Annotated in this window: 15 protein-coding genes; 9 read left to right on the forward strand and 6 right to left on the reverse strand. The window is 69.8% G+C overall.

Going from position 1 to position 16,607, the window contains the following annotated elements; all coding sequences use genetic code 11:
* Window positions 1–765 (forward strand): imidazole glycerol phosphate synthase subunit HisF (gene hisF, locus ABSF49_RS02765; RefSeq protein WP_424111099.1); only part of this gene is annotated, 765 nt, incomplete at its 5' end.
* Between the two features lie 179 nt (window positions 766–944).
* Here the strand turns inward: hisF and ABSF49_RS02770 are convergent.
* Both ABSF49_RS02770 and ABSF49_RS02775 read right to left on the reverse strand, forming a co-directional pair.
* Window positions 945–1,553: an SCO family protein gene (locus ABSF49_RS02770; RefSeq protein WP_424111100.1), complete on the reverse strand. Its 609-nt coding sequence runs from the start codon at window positions 1,551–1,553 to the stop codon at window positions 945–947.
* A 105-nt stretch (window positions 1,554–1,658) separates the two neighbouring features.
* The gene (locus ABSF49_RS02775; protein WP_424111101.1) at window positions 1,659–2,144 is read right to left on the reverse strand and encodes a MarR family winged helix-turn-helix transcriptional regulator; all 486 of its coding nucleotides are present in this window, start codon (window positions 2,142–2,144) and stop codon (window positions 1,659–1,661) included.
* 204 nt (window positions 2,145–2,348) lie between these two features.
* On the opposite strand from ABSF49_RS02775, the gene ABSF49_RS02780 reads away from it, so the two are divergent.
* Window positions 2,349–3,974 carry a long-chain-fatty-acid--CoA ligase gene (locus tag ABSF49_RS02780; protein WP_424111102.1) on the forward strand — a complete coding sequence of 542 codons (1,626 nt, stop codon included), beginning with the start codon at window positions 2,349–2,351 and terminating at the stop codon, window positions 3,972–3,974.
* 98 nt (window positions 3,975–4,072) lie between these two features.
* Here ABSF49_RS02780 and ABSF49_RS02785 read toward each other — a convergent pair whose 3' ends face one another.
* Entirely contained in the window at window positions 4,073–4,585 is a 513-nt protein-coding gene (locus ABSF49_RS02785) for a hypothetical protein (RefSeq protein WP_424111103.1), read from the reverse strand.
* 126 nt (window positions 4,586–4,711) lie between these two features.
* On the opposite strand from ABSF49_RS02785, the gene rimP reads away from it, so the two are divergent.
* The 6 genes from rimP to truB all read left to right on the forward strand — a co-directional run bounded on the left by rimP (window position 4,712) and on the right by truB (window position 11,960).
* Window positions 4,712–5,470, forward strand: coding sequence for a ribosome maturation factor RimP (rimP, locus tag ABSF49_RS02790; RefSeq protein WP_424111104.1), 759 nt, complete (start codon window positions 4,712–4,714; stop codon window positions 5,468–5,470).
* Window positions 5,460–7,076, forward strand: coding sequence for a transcription termination factor NusA (gene nusA / locus ABSF49_RS02795; RefSeq protein ID WP_424111105.1), 1,617 nt, complete (start codon window positions 5,460–5,462; stop codon window positions 7,074–7,076). The genes rimP and nusA overlap by 11 nt, the downstream gene beginning before the upstream one ends.
* A gap of 19 nt (window positions 7,077–7,095) precedes the next feature.
* On the forward strand, window positions 7,096–7,773 hold the full coding sequence (locus tag ABSF49_RS02800; RefSeq protein WP_424111106.1) for an RNA-binding protein: 678 nt from the start codon (window positions 7,096–7,098) through the stop codon (window positions 7,771–7,773).
* 36 nt (window positions 7,774–7,809) lie between these two features.
* Window positions 7,810–10,473 carry a translation initiation factor IF-2 gene (gene infB, locus ABSF49_RS02805; RefSeq protein WP_424111107.1) on the forward strand — a complete coding sequence of 888 codons (2,664 nt, stop codon included), beginning with the start codon at window positions 7,810–7,812 and terminating at the stop codon, window positions 10,471–10,473.
* Between the two features lie 126 nt (window positions 10,474–10,599).
* A complete protein-coding gene (rbfA, locus tag ABSF49_RS02810; RefSeq protein ID WP_424111108.1) occupies window positions 10,600–11,010 on the forward strand; it encodes a 30S ribosome-binding factor RbfA in 411 nt (136 codons plus the stop codon).
* Window positions 11,007–11,960: a tRNA pseudouridine(55) synthase TruB gene (truB, locus tag ABSF49_RS02815; RefSeq protein WP_424111109.1), complete on the forward strand. Its 954-nt coding sequence runs from the start codon at window positions 11,007–11,009 to the stop codon at window positions 11,958–11,960. Before rbfA ends, truB begins: the two co-directional genes overlap by 4 nt.
* Window positions 11,961–11,966: 6 nt before the next feature.
* Here truB and ABSF49_RS02820 read toward each other — a convergent pair whose 3' ends face one another.
* Together ABSF49_RS02820 and ABSF49_RS02825 are read right to left on the reverse strand one after the other, a co-directional pair.
* The gene (locus tag ABSF49_RS02820; RefSeq protein WP_424111110.1) at window positions 11,967–13,589 is read right to left on the reverse strand and encodes a hypothetical protein; all 1,623 of its coding nucleotides are present in this window, start codon (window positions 13,587–13,589) and stop codon (window positions 11,967–11,969) included.
* Window positions 13,590–13,632: 43 nt separating this feature from the next.
* Window positions 13,633–14,928 carry an adenylosuccinate synthase gene (locus tag ABSF49_RS02825; protein WP_424111111.1) on the reverse strand — a complete coding sequence of 432 codons (1,296 nt, stop codon included), beginning with the start codon at window positions 14,926–14,928 and terminating at the stop codon, window positions 13,633–13,635.
* Between the two features lie 211 nt (window positions 14,929–15,139).
* On the opposite strand from ABSF49_RS02825, the gene ABSF49_RS02830 reads away from it, so the two are divergent.
* Window positions 15,140–15,859: a DUF2076 domain-containing protein gene (locus tag ABSF49_RS02830; RefSeq protein WP_424111112.1), complete on the forward strand. Its 720-nt coding sequence runs from the start codon at window positions 15,140–15,142 to the stop codon at window positions 15,857–15,859.
* A gap of 20 nt (window positions 15,860–15,879) precedes the next feature.
* Here ABSF49_RS02830 and ABSF49_RS02835 read toward each other — a convergent pair whose 3' ends face one another.
* On the reverse strand, window positions 15,880–16,593 hold the full coding sequence (locus tag ABSF49_RS02835; RefSeq protein WP_424111113.1) for a L,D-transpeptidase: 714 nt from the start codon (window positions 16,591–16,593) through the stop codon (window positions 15,880–15,882).
* Window positions 16,594–16,607: the final 14 nt, after the last annotated feature.

The following is a 16,607-nucleotide window of genomic DNA, read 5'->3' on the forward strand; positions in this document are numbered from 1 at the left end:
CGCGTCATCCCCTGCCTCGACGTCAAGGACGGCCGCGTCGTCAAGGGCGTCCAGTTCGTCGACCTGCGCGACGCCGGCGACCCGGTCGAATGCGCCGTCGCCTACGACAAGGCCGGCGCCGATGAATTGTGCTTCCTCGACATCACCGCGAGCCACGAAAACCGCGGCACGCTGATCGACGTCGTCCGCCGCACCGCCGCAGTCTGCTTCATGCCGCTGACGGTCGGCGGCGGCGTGCGCAAGCTCGACGACATCCGCAACTTGCTGCTCGCCGGCGCCGACAAGACGTCGATCAATTCCGCCGCCGTCGCCGACCGGCGCTTCGTCCAGGCCGCAGCGGAGAAGTTCGGCAGCCAGTGCGTCGTCGTCGCCATCGACGCCAAGCAGGCGAAAACGCCGCCGGGCGCGCCGCCGCGCTGGGAAATCTTCACCCATGGCGGGCGCCGGCCGACCGGCATCGACGCGATCGACTACGCGCGCGAAGTCGCCGAACTCGGCGCCGGCGAAATCCTGCTGACCTCGATGGATCGCGACGGCTCCAAGCTCGGCTTCGACATCGCGCTGACCCGCGCCGTCGCCGACGCGGTGACCATTCCGGTCATCGCCTCCGGCGGCGTCGGCGACCTCGACGATCTCGTCGCCGGCGTCAAGGAAGGCCACGCTAGCGCCGTGCTGGCGGCGTCGATCTTCCATTTCGGCGAATTCACCATTCGCCAAGCCAAGGAACGCATGGCCGCGGCCGGCGTTCCGATGCGGATGGACTGAAGCGGCGCACTCACGAACGTCATGGCCGGGCTTGACCCGGCCATCCACCCCGAGATGCAGCCGCTCTCCGTCGGACGCACGCCGCAATTTCAGACCTCTTGGCGGCCTCCTACGGCTTCCGCGCCTGGATGGCCGGGTCAAGCCCGGCCATGACGCTGGTGATGGCGTTAACGCTAAGCCTAGAGATACGCCGACAGCTCCTTCGCCGTGTCCTCCGCCGGCCGCTGCAGGTCGAGCGATTCGACGAACAGGCCGCTCTTGTCCATCAGATAGACGACCGACGAGTGGTCCATGCTGTAGCCGCCGTCGCTCTGCGGCGGCCCTTTGCGCGCGTAGACGCGATAGGCCTTCTCCGCCGCTCCGATCTGTTCGGGCGAACCTGACAGGCCGACGAAGCGCTTGTCGAAACTGCTGACGTAATCGGCCATCGTCGCCGGGCTGTCGCGCTCGGGATCGACGGTGACGAACAGCACGGGGATCGGGGCGTCGGGGATCTCGCGTAGCGCGTCGGCGATGTCGGCGAGCGTCGAGGGGCAGACGTCGGGGCAGTGGGTGTAGCCGAAATAGACCAGGAACGGATGGCCCTTGAAATCGGCGTCGGTCACCGTCTTGCCGCCCGCGGTCTGCAACGCGAACGCGCCTCCGATCAGCGCCGTCGGGTTGCGCGCCGGCCTGGCGGCGAGATAGACGCCGGCGGCGACCAGCGCCACGATCGCGACGACGACCGCGATCACGCGCGGCGATCGTCCGTGTTTGCCGGGTCCGCCGCCCGCCTTGTCAGCGCTCAATCGCTCTCTCCTGTCGAGGGTCCCTGACGAACCCGACGCCGCGCGGCGGGCAAACCGCCTCCGACGACTCTTGCGGCGGCAATGGGGAAATCGTGTGGCGAGGATTCAGCCCGAGGCGACCGGCGTCCGCCCCGCCGTCTCGCGCTCGCGATAGGCGCGCACCAGATCGCGGGTGGCGATCAATAACGTCTCGAACTCGGCGATTTTCTCCGACGGCAGCCGACCGAGCGTCGCGGCGATCAGCGCGTGCTGGACGGCGATCGCCTGCCCCGCCGCCGCGCGCCCCTCCGGGGTGAGATAGATCGCGTATTGGCGGCGGTCGGCGGCGGTCGAGCGGCGTTCGACCAGACCCGCCCGTTCGAGTCGGTCGAGCAGCCCGGAAATGTTGCCCTTGGTGACGTAGAGTCGCTGCGCGAGCTCCTGCTGGCTGATCCCCTCCGCTTCGGTCAGCGTCGTCAACACGTCGCATTGCGGCACCGACAAGCCGATCGCGCGCAAGCGTTCGGCGACCGCCGACTGGATACGGCTTTCCAGCCTGAGGAAGCGAAACCAGACGCGGATCGCGCGGTCTTTCGATTCGTCGTCGGCCATGCGGCTCCATCTCCGGCGGCGTTTCGCCGGCTCTCGCGGCGGCAGACTACAGAGGCGCGCCTCGGCCGGCAATTTGGCGGGCGACCTCGACTTAAGTCGCGCCGGCGCGACTGGCGCGCCTCCAGCGGCCATGGTAATAGCATGGAAATTAAGGACAACCGCGCGCCGCCGGCTGCGAACGCGCGCCGAAAAGGGAGGACTGCGATGCTCGGGCTGATGCAAGATTGGCCGTTGCTGATTCACAAAATCATCGATTTCGCCGCCCTGCAGCACCCGCGTCGCGAGGTCGTCAGCCGCCTCGTCGAAGGCCCGATCCACCGCACCAACTACCGCGAGCTGCGTCGGCGCGCGCTCAAAGTCGCGCAGCGGCTCGAGCGCGACGGGATCAAGCTCGGCGACCGCGTCGCGACGCTCGCCTGGAACAACCACCGCCATCTTGAAGCCTGGTATGGGATCGCCGGACTCGGCGCGATCTACCACACCGTTAATCCGCGCCTGTTCCCCGACCAGATCGCCTGGATCATGAACCACGCCGAGGATCGGCTGGCGTTCGTCGATCTCACCTTCGTGCCGCTGATGGAAGCGCTGGCCCAGAGGCTGCCGACGATCGAGCGCTACGTCGTCTTCACCGACGCGGCGCACATGCCGGCGACCAAGCTCAAGAACGCCGTCGCCTACGAGGACTGGATCGGCGAAGTCGACGGCGACTTCCGCTGGGCCGAGTTCGACGAGAACACCGCCGCCGGCCTCTGCTACACCTCCGGCACCACCGGCAATCCCAAGGGCGTGCTCTATTCGCACCGCTCGAACCTGCTGCACTCGCTGATCAGCGCCGGCCTCGACTGCCTGCCGGTCGGGGCGAATTCGACGGTGATGCCGGTCGTGCCGATGTTCCACGCCAATTCCTGGGGCCTCGCCTTCACCGCGCCGATGCGCGGCGCGAAGCTGGTGATGCCGGGGGCGCGGCTCGACGGCGCCTCGGTCTACGAGCTCCTGGAGACCGAACAGGTCGACTTCACCGCCGCCGTGCCGACGGTGTGGCTGATGCTGCTCGCTTACCTGCAGAAGGAAGGCAAGAAACTCTCTTCGCTCAAGTCGGTGGTGATCGGCGGCGCGGCCTGCCCGCCGTCGATGATCCGCGCCTTCGAAGAGGACTACGGCGTCGAAGTGCGCCACGCCTGGGGCATGACCGAGATGAGCCCGCTCGGCTCGGTCGGATCGATCAAGCCGATGCCCGCCGGCGCGACTCCCGACGAGGTCTTCGCTTGCAAGGTCAAGCAGGGCTGGGCGCCGTTCGGCGTCGAGATGAAAATCGTCGACGGCGAGAACAACGAACTGCCGTGGGACGGCAAGCGCTTCGGCCGGCTCAAGGTCGCCGGCCCGGCGATCGCCAAGGCCTATTTCAAGGAGGAGCGCAGCATCCTCGACGACAGCGGCTTCTTCGACACCGGCGACGTCGCCACCATCGATCCCAACGGCTACATGCAGATCACCGACCGCGCCAAGGACGTGATCAAGTCGGGCGGCGAATGGATCTCGTCGATCGACATCGAGAACCTCGCCGTCGGCCACCCCGATGTCGCCGAAGCGGCGGTGATCGGCGTCGCCCATCCGAAATGGGACGAACGGCCGCTGCTGATCGTCGTGCCCAAGGAAGGCAAGCATCCCAATACCGCCGAAGTGCTCGGCTTTCTCGAAGGCCGCATCGCCAAATGGTGGATGCCCGACGACATGCAGACGGTCACGGAAATCCCCCACACCGCCACTGGCAAGATCAACAAGCTCAGGCTACGCGAGGCGTTCAAGGACTACAAGCTGCCGACGGGGTGAGCCGACGGCGGTCGCATGTGCAAGCGCAGGCCTTGTAGGCGCGGTCGGTGACCGCGCCCGGACGCGGCCAGCGGCCGCGTCTACAATCGACGACCGTTTCAGCGGCCGCGGCGCAGGACGATCGAGGCCGAAGCGAATCCGCCGCCGGCGGTGGTGATCGCCAGCGACTGGCGCGCGCCGCGGGTGACGACGGAGGCCTCAGCCGAGAAACCCTGGCCGCGCGCCGCGAGCTCGAATCGGCCAGGGCCGCCGGCGCCGGTGACCCCGCCCTGGACTTGGCGCGTGAGTTCCCGCCAGGCGCCGAGGATCGCGCCGTTGGTCTGGTCGAGTTCGATGCGGAAGGCGAACGCCTGCCGCGGGCTGGAGCAGTCGAGCGCCTGGTCGAGGTGGTCGCCGCCGCCGCTGACGGCGTAACTTGCGTGGCAGCGCAGCGGCGTGGACGAGCCGTCGCTGAACTTCGCCGCGCCTTCGCCGCGCCTTCGCCGCTCCAGGCGCCTTCGAGCCCGGCGAAGATTTCGCCGGCTTGGGCGAACCTCGCGCCCGCCGCCGTCGCCAGCAGGAACGCGACGACCGGAAGGACCGCCGCGCCTGACATCCGTTTCTTGTTGCATTCGCGCATGTCTTCGCCTATATGAAGCAGGCAAGAATTCTCATAGCTCCTGATCAGTGATGATGAGGAGAGATTTTGAGAGTGGGCCCCGGCCGGGACCCGCTCTTTTTTGTTGCCGCAAGGACCCATGGACCGAATCTCCGCGTCGAATGCGCCCGCGCCCGAGGAAGCGCTCGACGAGCCGCGGCTGATCGCCGAGAGCGGCCTCGCCCTCCGGATCGGCCGCCGCGCCGAGCCGACGCTGCGCACGCTGGGCCTGCGCCTGGTGCGGGTCAAAGTGTCGGCCGCCGAGAACGCGACGGTGCAGATCATGGCCGAACGACCGGACGGAACGATGACCATCGACGATTGCGAGCGCGCCAGCGACGCCCTGTCGCCGCTGTTCGACGTCGAGGAGCCGGTCGCCGGCGCCTATCGGCTGGAGATTTCCTCGCCGGGCATCGACCGGCCGCTGGTGCGCGTCTCGGATTTTCGCCGCGCCCTCGGGCACGAGGCGAAGATCGAAATGGCCGTCCCGGTCGACGGCCGCAAGCGCTTCCGCGGCGCTCTCGAGGCGGTCGAGACGCGCGAAGCGGGGCCGGTCGCGCGGCTCACCCTGCCGCCCGGCGAAAACGGCGAGGCGGCGAGCGTCGATCTCGCAATCGCCGACATCGGCGAAGCGCGGCTGACGCTCACCGAAGACCTGATCCGCGCCACGCTGCGGCGGGAGAAGGCGGCGAAGAAACAAGCCAAGGCGGCGCGTTCGGGCGCGGCGGCGAAAGCCGCGCCGAGAAGCGCGGCCAAAACCCCGCGCCCGAGCGGCGCGCCAACGAAACTGAAGGAATGCCGCGACCCGGCGGCCGATAGCGCCGCGGGCCGGACCGAAGGAGAAGACGATGGCCGTTAGCGCCAACAGACTCGAGCTCTTGCAGATCGTCGACGCCGTCGCGCGCGAGAAGTCGATCGACCGATCGATCGTGCTCGCCTCGATGGAAGACGCGATGCAGAAGGCGGCGCGCTCGCGCTACGGTCAGGAGACCGAGGTGCGCACCGAGATCAACCCCAAGACCGGCGAGATCCGTTTCTCGCGCCTGCTGCTGGTCGTCGATCAGGTCGAGAACGACTCGACCCAGATCACCCTTTCGGAAGCGCAAAAGAAGAACCCCTCGGCGCAGATCGGCGACTGGATCGCCGAATCGCTGCCGCCGTTCGACTTCGGCCGCATCCCCGCCCAGGCCTCCAAGCAGGTGCTGGTGCAGAAGATCCGCGAGGCCGAGCGCGACAAGCAGTACGAAGTGTTCAAGGACCGCATCGGCGAGATCATCAACGGTCAGGTCAAGCGGGTCGAATACGGCAATGTCGTCGTCGACCTCGGCGGGGCCGGCGGCGAAGCGGTGGTCCGGCGCGACGAATTGATCCCGCGCGAGATGTTCCGTCCCGGCGACCGGCTGCGCGCCTTCGTCTACGACGTGCGCCGCGAAGCGCGCGGGCCGCAGATCTTCCTGTCGCGCACCCACCCGCAGTTCACCGCCAAGCTGTTCGCGCAGGAAGTGCCGGAAATCTACGACGGCATCGTCGAGGTGAGGGCGGTGGCGCGCGACCCCGGCTCGCGCGCCAAGATCGCCGTCGTCTCCAACGATTCCTCGATCGATCCGGTCGGCGCTTGCGTCGGCATGCGCGGCTCGCGCGTGCAGGCGGTCGTCAACGAGCTGCAGGGCGAAAAGATCGACATCATCCCGTGGTCGCCCGACGCGGCGACCTTCATCGTCAACGCGCTGCAGCCGGCCGAGGTGATGAAGGTGGTGCTCGACGAGGATTCGACCCGTATCGAGGTCGTCGTGCCCGACGACCAGCTGTCGCTGGCGATCGGCCGCCGCGGCCAGAACGTCCGGCTCGCTTCGCAGCTCACCGGCTGGGATATCGACATCCTGACCGAGGCCGAGGAATCCGAGCGCCGGCAGAGGGAATTCAACGAGCGCACCAGCGCCTTCATGGCGGCGCTCGACGTCGACGAGACGGTGGCGCAGCTGCTCGCCTCCGAAGGCTTCCGCACCGTCGAGGAAATCGCCTATGTCGACGCGCGCGAGCTCGCCGGCATCGAGGGCTTCGACGCCGAGACTGCCGAAGAAATCCAGGCGCGCGCGCAGGGCTATCTGGCGCGCATCGAGGCCGAGCACGACGAGGCGCGCAAGGCGCTCGGCGTCGCCGACGACCTCAAGGAAATCGACGGCCTGACGACGCCGATGCTGGTCAAGCTCGGCCAGAACGGCGTCAAATCGATCGAGGACTTCGCCGGCTGCGCCAGCGACGACCTGATCGGCTGGAGCGAACGCACCGACGCCGGCGAGAAGAAGTTCGTCGGCTATTTGAGCGAATTCGGCCTGTCGCGCGAGCAGGCCGACGCGATGATCATGGCGGCGCGCGTCAGCGCCGGCTGGGTCGACGAAGCCGCCGTCGCTACGCCCGAAGCGCCCAAAGCGGGCGAGGCGGGCGACGAAGCGCCGGCGAACTGAGCTTAAGGCGAGGCGGCGATTGAGCAATCCCGACGCGATCGAAGACAGCGGACCGGAGCGCACCTGCGCGGCGACCGGCTGGAAAGGCCCGCCCGAGGCGATGCTGCGCTTCGCGCTGTCCGCCGACGGCGTCGTGACGCCCGACATCCGTCGGCGCTTGCCCGGCCGCGGCGTGTGGATCCGACTCGACGCGACGACGGTTCGCCAAGCGGCGGCCAGACAGGTGTTCGCCCGCGCTTTCCGCGCCAAGGCCGAGGCGGCGCCGGGGCTCGCCGACGACGTCGACCGCCTGCTCGAAGCCGACGCGTTGCAGTTTCTGTCGCTGGTCAACAAGGCGGGCCAGATCGTCGCCGGCGCGTTCAAGGTCGAGGCGGCGATCGCCTCGGGCAAGGTCGTCGGCCTTATTCACGCCAGCGACGGCTCGGTCGACGGGGCCCTGAAGCTCGATCGCCAGCTGCGGAGCCTCGAAGGCGAGGCGGCGGCGGCCCCGCGGATCAATATCTTTGCCTCGCGCCAATTGGATTTGGCGCTGGGGAGGACAAATGTGATACATGCAGCGCTCATTGCGGGCGAGGCCAGCATCGCCTTTCTCGCGAAGGCGGAGCGTTTGACGCAATTTCGGACGGGCGTCGCGACGCCTTCGGCGCCGGCGGCCGCTTCCGTCGACGCCGGCGCGGCCGCCGCCCCGTCCGCTTGACCAGACCGACGACGAGCCGGGATTTCGGGAACACGCATGAGTGAAACGAACAACAGCGGCGACAAGACTTTGAGCGCCAACGCGCCGCCGAAACCGACGCTTCACCTGAAGCGGCCGGTCGAGCAGGGGACGGTGCGCCAGAGCTTTTCCCACGGCCGCAGCAAGGCGGTGGTGGTCGAGAAGGTGAAGCGCCGCGTCGTCGGACCGGGCGAAGCCCCAGCGCAGGCCGCGCCGGCCGCCGCCAAGCCTGTAGCGGCGACCGCCGCGCCGGCGGCGGCGACGCCGGTCGTCGCGCCGCGCGGGCCGACCACCGCTGCGACGGTTGCGCCGCCCAAGACCGGCGTCGTCCTGCGCACCCTCACCGAGGAACAGGTCGAGGCGCGGGCGCGGGCGCTGCTCGACGCGCGGGCGCGCGAAGAGGAAGACCGCCGCCGCCAAGAGGGCGAGGCCGAAATCCGCCGCGAGCGCGAGACGCGCGAGCGCGCCGAGCGCGAGGCGGCCGAAGCGCGCCGCCGCGAGGAAGAAACACGCCGCGCCCAGGACGCCGCCTTCAAGCGCCAGTCCGAGGAAGAGGCGCGTCGTCGCCTCGGCGGCGGCGAGCCCGCCGCCACCCCCGCGACGGCGTTGCCGCGCAAAGTCGGCGTCGCCGCGCCAGCCGCTGCGCCCGTTGCAGCCGTCACGCCCGCCGCGCGCCCAGCCGTCGAGGAAGAGGAGACCCGCCGCGTCGTCGTCCGCCGTCCCGGCGTTCTGACCCCCGCCGCCAAGATCATGCTGCCGACCCCGCGGCCGAGCCGCGGCGGCGAACAGCGCAACCGCGGCCGTCTCACCGTCGCCAGCGCCACCTCGGGCGAGGAAGAGCGCATGCGTTCGGTTGCGGCGTTCCGTCGCCGCACCCAGCGCCTCAAAGGCCACGGCCAGCAGGAAGCGAAGGACAAGATCTCGCGCGAAATCGTGCTGCCCGAGACGATCACCGTTCAGGAGCTCGCCAACCGCATGTCCGAGCGCGCCGTCGACGTCATCAAGATGCTGATGCGTCAGGGCCGCATGGTGACCTTGACCGACACGCTCGACGCCGACAGCGCCGAGATCATCGCCGAGGATCTGGGCCACACGGTCAAGCGCGTCGCCGAGTCCGACGTCGAGGATGGTCTGTTCGACCGGCCCGACGACGACGGCGCCGCCGTGCCGCGGCCGCCGATCGTCACCATCATGGGCCACGTCGACCACGGCAAGACGTCGCTGCTCGACGCCATCCGCCACGCCAATGTCGTGGCCGGCGAAGCGGGCGGCATCACTCAGCACATCGGCGCCTACCAGGTGACTGCGCCCAACGGCGCAAAGATCACCTTCATCGACACGCCAGGCCACGCCGCCTTCACCGCGATGCGCGCCCGCGGCGCCAAGGTCACCGACATCGTCGTGCTGGTCGTCGCCGCCGACGACGGCGTGATGCCGCAGACGATCGAGGCGATCCGCCACGCCAAGGCCGCCAACGCGCCGATCATCGTCGCGATCAACAAGATCGACAAGCCGGAAGCCAATCCCGCGCGCGTGACGCAGGAGCTGCTGCAATACGACGTCCAGGTCGAGGCGTTCGGCGGCGAGACGCTCAGCGTCGAAGTGTCGGCGACCAAAGGCACGAACCTCGACAAGCTGCTCGAGGCGATCGCCCTGCAGGCGGAACTGCTCAACCTCGTCGCCGACCCCGACCGCAGCGCCGAGGGCACGGTGATCGAAGCGCGACTCGATCGCGGCCGTGGCCCGGTGGCGACCGTGCTGGTGCAGCGCGGCACGCTCAAGGTCGGCGCGCTCGTCGTCGCCGGCTCGCAATGGGGCCGTGTCCGGGCGCTGATGGACGACAAGGGCGAACCGGTCGAGGAGGCGGGGCCGTCGATGCCGGTCGAGGTGCTCGGCTTCTCGGGCGCGCCGGAAGCGGGCGACCGCGTCGCGGTGGTCGATTCGGAAGCGCGCGCCAGAGAGATCGCCGAATATCGCGAGCGTCAACGGCGCGAGAAGCTCGCCGCGCGCGGCCAGTCGGTGCGCACCTCGCTCAGCGACATGATGACCAACCTCAAGGCGCAGGGCCACAAAGAGGTGGCGCTGGTCGTCAAGGGCGACGTGCAGGGATCAGTCGAGGCGATCACCGCCGCGCTGGAGAAGCTCGGCACCGAAGAGGTCGTCGCGCGCGTCATCCACGCCGGCGTCGGCGGCGTGACCGAATCCGACGTCACCCTCGCCGCTGCGTCGCAGGCGGTCATCCTCGGCTTCAACGTCCGCGCCCACAAGGAGGCGCGCGAGCTCGCCGAGGCGCAGGGTATCGAAATCCGCTACTACAACATCATCTACAACCTGGTCGACGACGTGAAGGCGGCGATGTCGGGCCTGCTCGCGCCGACCCTGCGCGAGACGATGCTCGGCAATGCGCAGATTCTCGAGGTGTTCAACATCTCGAAGGTCGGCAACGTCGCCGGCTGCCGCGTCACCGACGGCGTCGTCCAGCGCGGCGCGCATGTCCGGCTGATCCGCGACAACGTCGTCGTCCACGAAGGCAAGCTGTCGACGCTCAAACGGTTCAAGGACGAAGTCGCTGTCGTCCAGGCCGGCCAGGAATGCGGCGTGGCGTTCGAGAACTACCAGGACATGCGGGTCGGCGACGTCGTTGAATGCTACAACGTCGAGGAGATCCGCCGCACGCTGTGATCGCCGCGCCGCGCCCTGGCGACGGGGCGCGCGCCGGACGCGCGAAGGCGATTCTCGCCTCTTTCGCGCCAGCCTGTCGCGGATGAGCGACAGGCGGGCGCCGCGATCCTGCATTTCAGGCCGCCCATGTCCCGCTCCGAACTCAAACACGCCGGTCCCTCGCACCGCCTCGAGCGAGTCGCCGAGGCGGTCCGTCACGCCGTCGCCGATATTCTGCAACGCGGCGAGATCGCCGATCCGGCGCTCGACCGCCAGGGGATCACCGTTCCCGCCGTGCGCATGTCGAACGATCTCAAGCACGCGACCGTCACGGTGATGCCGCTCGGCGGCAAGAACGCCGAGGCGACGATCGCCGCGCTCCGGGCCAACGCCAAGATGCTGCGCGCGATGGTCGCCCATCGCGTCAATCTCAAGTTCGCGCCCGAGCTGCGCTTCGAGCTCGACCGCACTTTCGCCGCCCATGATGCGATCGACGCGCTGTTGAGGTCGCCGCGCGTCGCGCGCGATCTGCGCCAAGACGACGAGGGCGATCGGTGAGCGAGGACGCCGAGGACGATTCGCCGGCGGTCGCGCCGCGTCCGCAACAATTCCGCCGCCCACCGCGGGTCGATGTCAACGGCTGGATCAATCTCGACAAGCCGGTCGGCGTCACCTCGACCCAGGCGGTGGCGCGGCTGAAGCGCCTGTTCAACGCCAAGAAGGTCGGTCACGCCGGCACGCTCGACCCGCTCGCTTCCGGCGTGCTGCCGGTCGCGTTCGGCGAGGCGACCAAGACGGTGCCCGTCGTCCAGGATGGCGCCAAGGCTTACGCGTTCGTGGTGCGCTGGGGCGTCGAGACCGACACCGACGACGCCGAGGGCCGAGCCGTCGCGGCGTCCGATGCGCGGCCGACGCCGGGCGAGATCGAAGCGGCGCTGCCGGGCTTCGTCGGCGTCATCTCTCAGACGCCGCCGACCTTCTCGGCGATCCGCATCGCCGGAGAGCGCGCTTACGATCTCGCGCGCGGCGGCGAAGCGTTCGAGATCGCGCCGCGGCCGGTCGTCATCCACCGCTTCGCGCTGGTCGCCGCCGAGCGCGACGAAGCGCGCTTCGAGGCCGAATGCGGCAAGGGCGCCTATGTGCGGGCGTTGGCGCGCGACCTCGGGCGGACGCTCGGCTGCCATGGCCATGTCGTCTTTCTGCGCCGCCTGCGCGTCGGGCCGTTCCACGTCGGGGCGGCGACCGGCCTCGAAGCGGCGGAGGCTTCGCCGGAGGCGCGCGCGGCGGCGTTGCAGCCGGTCGAAGCGGGGCTGGCCGAATTGCCGCGCCTCGCCGTCGACCGCAACGGCGCGGCGATCCTGCGGCGCGGGCAAAAGCTGCTGCTGCGCGGCGCGGCGCTGCCGTCGTCGGGCCCGGCTTACGCCTGCTGTTTCGGCGCGCCGATCGCATTCGGCGCAATCGAAGACGGCTATTTCGTCTCGACGCGCGTCTTCAACCTGCCGGCGTGAGCGCTCTCACTTCCACGCCGCCAGCGCGTCGTTGACGATGCGCTCGCCGTCGACGCCCTTCTCGAAGGTCAGCTTGGCGATGCGATCGTCGTTGAGCAGCATCGGGAAGTCGAACCAGCCGCGGTTGGCGATCAGATCGACGTTGTGCGCCAGCTCGGCGTCGCCGCGGTTGAGCCCGACCAGGAAGTAGCTGTCGGAGATCTTCACCCGCACGCCCGACAGCGCATCCTGCGACGGGGGATCGTCGCGGCGCATCATCGGCACCCGCATATCCTTGATTCCTTTGATCTCCGCGCCGTCGGCGAAGGTGACGCGCAGATCGATGGTGTGTGAGGCGGGCAGGCTCGGGTCGGTGTTCTTCCTGAGCGTCATCACCGCATGCATCTTCAGGTCGGGGACGTCCGCCTCGGCCTTGACCGCGACCGTCGCCGGCTGACCGGGCGCAGCCGGGATCGTGCTCCACACCACCGAGCCGAGGCTGACGGCCGGCTTCTGCGGATCGGAGGCGACCGCGACCAGCATCGCGGCGCGCGCGGCGACGGCGACGCCGGGGTTCGCCGCCGGGGGCGCCGCCGACGCGGCGGGAGTCGGCGCGGGCGTCACGGCGGGACTCGCGGCGGCCGAAGGCGTCGCGGCGGGCGTCGCCGCGGCGGCCGGGGTTTCGGTCGCGGGCGGCGATTCGCCCGCAGTCGGGGACGCCGCCGGCGTCGCGCCGCCGCCGCCGACCCGTTCGACGATCTTGGCGGGACTGGCGGTCGCTTCCGCCGTTGGCGTCGCGACGGGCTCCTTGATCGCCAAGTCTTGCGGATTCTGCCGCCACACGAAGGCGAAGACGGCGATCGCCAGCACGACGCAGACCACCAGCGCGGCGACGATCCACGCCGCCGCGCCGCCCCGGGGCCGGTCGAGGCGTCTGGGCGCGCTCGGCCGCAACCCCGCGTCGGCGACGCCGACCGCCTCCGCTCGCTCGAAGTCGCTTGCTTCGACCGGCGGCGCGTAGCCGTCGTCGACGAACTCGTCACCGGCGGGGGGGCCGAGCGGCGATTCGTCGGCTTCGTAGCGGGGCTCGGAGCGGCGGGCGGCGAGCGGCGGCGAATAACGCGCCGCCGGCGCCGGTCTCAGACCCGTCGGCGCCGCCGGCAGCGAACGGGCGGCGGCGGGCGAGGGCGCATAGGACGGCCGCTGCGGCGCGCCGGAGGCGGACAGGCGCTCGGACGACGGCGGCGGGAAGGCCGGACGGGGCGGCGGAATGGGGCGCGCGAGCGGCGTGTCGGGCATCGGAATGCGCACGCCTGGCGGCGGCGCGCCGGCCGACGGCGCCGGACGCGGCGGCGGCATGTAGCTTGACGGTCGCGGCGCGGCCGGGACCGGCGGCGGCGGGCGCGCGCCGGCCGAGGAAGGAGGCGTCGGCGCCGCCGGCGAGAACTGGCCTTCGAGCTTGCCGATCGCCGTCTCGAGCGCCGCCTCTTCGCGCGCGATGTCGGCCTCCGAAAGGGCCGGCCCGAGCGACCGCAACTGGCGCACCAAGGCCTTGCGGGCGCGATCGTAGATCGCCTTGCGCGCCGGCTCGGGCCCCGCCTTCGGCAGATTGGATACGGCCTTCGCCAACAGGGAATAGTAGTCAGCCATCCTTGGGTCCGGTCTTCGATCGCCCGCAGCGAATCGAGAAGGGTTAGTCTTGGAATGGATTGTGCACGAGAATCGTATCTTCCCGCTTAGGACTCGTCGAGAGCAAGGCGACCGGCGCGCCGATCAGTTCTTCGATTCGCCGCACGTATTTGACCGCCTGCGCCGGCAAGTCGGCCCATGACCGCGCCCCGCTGGTGACAGCCGACCAGCCTTCGATCGTCTCGTAGATCGGCTCGACCCGCGCCTGAGCGCCTTGCGACGCCGGCAGGTAGTCGATTTCTTCGCCGTCGAGACGGTAGCGCGAGCAGACCTTGAGCGTCTCGAAGCCGTCGAGGATATCGAGTTTGGTCAGCGCGACGCCGTCGATGCCCGACGTCTTAACCGTCTGGCGCGTCAGCACCGCATCGAACCAGCCGCAGCGCCGCGGCCGGCCGGTGTTGGTGCCGAACTCGGCCCCGCGCTTGCCGATCAGGCGGCCGACGTCGTCGTCGAGTTCGGTCGGGAACGGCCCGCCGCCGACCCGGGTCGTATAGGCCTTGGCGATGCCGAGCACGTAGCCGATGGCGCGCGGACCGAGGCCGGCGCCGGTCGCCGCAGCAGCGGCGACGGTGTTCGACGAGGTTACGTAGGGATAGGTTCCGTGGTCGACGTCGAGCAACGCGCCTTGCGCGCCTTCGAACAGGATGCGCTTGCCGGCGCGACGCAGCTTGTCCAACAGCTCGTAGGTCGGCGCCATGTAGGGCAGCACCTTCGGCGCCGCCGTCATCAATTCGTCCTTGATCGCCGCCGCCGTCGGGGCCGGAAGTCCCATGCCGCGCCGCAACGGCTCGTGGTGGGCGAGCAGGCGCGCGATCTTGCCGTCGAGCGATTCGGGCTCGGCGAGATCCATCAACCGAATGGCGCGCCGGCCGACCTTGTCTTCATAGGCCGGGCCGATGCCGCGCTTGGTGGTGCCGATCTTCACGCCGCCGAAGTCCGCCGATTCGCGAAACGCGTCGAGCTCCCGATGCAGCGCGAGAATGAGCGGAACGTTTTCGGCGATCTTGAGGTTATTTGGCGTCACTTCCACGCCAAGAGCGCGAATTTTGTCGATTTCGTCGATCAAATGGTACGGATCGAGCACGACGCCGTTGCCGATCACCGACAGCTTGCCGGGCCGCACGATGCCCGAAGGCAGAAGCGCAAGCTTGTAGGTTTGGCCGTCGACGACCAGGGTGTGGCCGGCGTTGTGGCCGCCCTGGAAACGCACCACCACGTCGGCGGCCACCGACAGCCAGTCGACGATCTTGCCCTTACCCTCGTCGCCCCATTGGGCGCCGACAACCACCACGTTCGCCATCGCCGAACGATTCCTCAAGTGCGCCGAAACGGAAAACCCCGGCCAGCGACAATGGGCTGGACCGGGGCTCATTGCGCGCATGGACTACGCGATTGCAACCGCTGAGTAAAGCGGCGCGACGCAATCGTCCTCCGCTTCGCCGCCACTTGGAACCCCTCGCGGCGACCCCATATCGTCGCCGCGGGCCGACAGGCTCGACACGGAGAAGTCGATGACCCCCCAAGAACGCCAAGTGCTCGCGGACCTGTTCGAGCGCATCCGCTCAGCCGCGGCCGCTCCGCGCGACGCGGAGGCGGAGTCTTTCATCGCCGAGGCGGTGCGCGCGCAACCCTACGCGCCCTACCTCCTGGCGCAGACGGCGCTGGTGCAGCAGCATGCGCTCGACGCCGCCGCCCAGCGCATCCAGGAGCTCGAGGCGAAGGCGGCGCAACCGGCGCAAGACTCCGGTTTCCTCGGCAATCTCGGCCGCTCCCTGTTCGGCGGCGGCCAGCCGGCCCCGCGGCCCGGCTATGACGCGAGCGCCGATCAGCGCGCCGCGCCGCCGCCTCCGGCCGCGCCCGCCTATGCGCCCCCGGCTGGCCCCTGGGGCGCGCCGCCGCCCGCAGCGCGCGGCGGCGGCTTCCTCGCCGGCGCGATGACTGCGGCGACCGGCGTCGCCGGCGGCCTGCTGGCGGCCAATGCGATCGAGAGCCTGCTCGGCGGCGGCCGCGGCGGCCTGTTCGGCGGCGGTTTCGGCGGCGCGGGGTTCGGCGGCGGCGAGACCGTGGTCAATAACTTCTACGACGCCCCACCGGACGCGGGCGCGGTCGGCGCTTCGCTGCCCGACGCCGGCCTCGATTCGGGCGGCTTCCAGGATGCGTCGGATACCGACGCCGGCCAGGACAGCGGCGGCTTCGACGACGGCGGCTCGGGCGGCGGCTTCGACGTCTAGCGCGCCCCGAGCCGGCGCCTTCAGATGACGATGACCGTCGTGCCGACCCGCACGCGGTTGTAGAGGTCAATCACATCCTCGTTCATCATCCGGATGCAGCCGGAAGAGACGTCGTGGCCGATTGTCTCCGGCTCGTTGGTGCCGTGAATGCGGTAGAGCGACGAGCCGAGATAGAGCGCGCGCGCGCCGAGCGGGTTGTCGGGCCCGCCGTCCATATGGGCGGGCAGGTCGGGCCGGCGCAGTATCATCTGCGACGGCGGCGTCCAGCCCGGCCATTCGGCCTTGCGGGTGATCGTCTTGACCCCCGACCACTCGAAGCCGGGCCGACCGACGCCGACGCCGTAGCGGATCGCGCGTCCGCCCGGCTCGACCAGGAACAGGAACTTCTGCGGCGTGTCGATGACGATCGTGCCGGGCGCCTCGCGGCCGGAATAATCGACCTCCTGGCGACGGTACTCTGCGGCCGGCTCCGACTCTGGCTCGCTCGGCGTCAGCGCCGCGACCTGCGGCGCAGGCTCAGGCGCCGCCGTTTGCTCCGGCGCCAGGACCGGTTCGATCGGCGAGGACATGGCCGGGCGCGCGGCGAACTGGGTCGGTCCGGTCGAACCGGTCAGCAGGAGTTCGATGAAACCGCCGCCAAGCTCGCCATTGGCCGCGGCGGCGGCGCCGGCCGAGAGCGCGAGGGCGGAAACGGCGAGGCAAGCGGCGACAGGCAAAGCAATAACGCGACGCATGACGAACTCCCCGC

The organism is Roseiarcus sp. (assembly GCF_049514155.1).
In the GTDB taxonomy this organism is placed as follows: Bacteria; Pseudomonadota; Alphaproteobacteria; order Rhizobiales; family Beijerinckiaceae; genus Roseiarcus.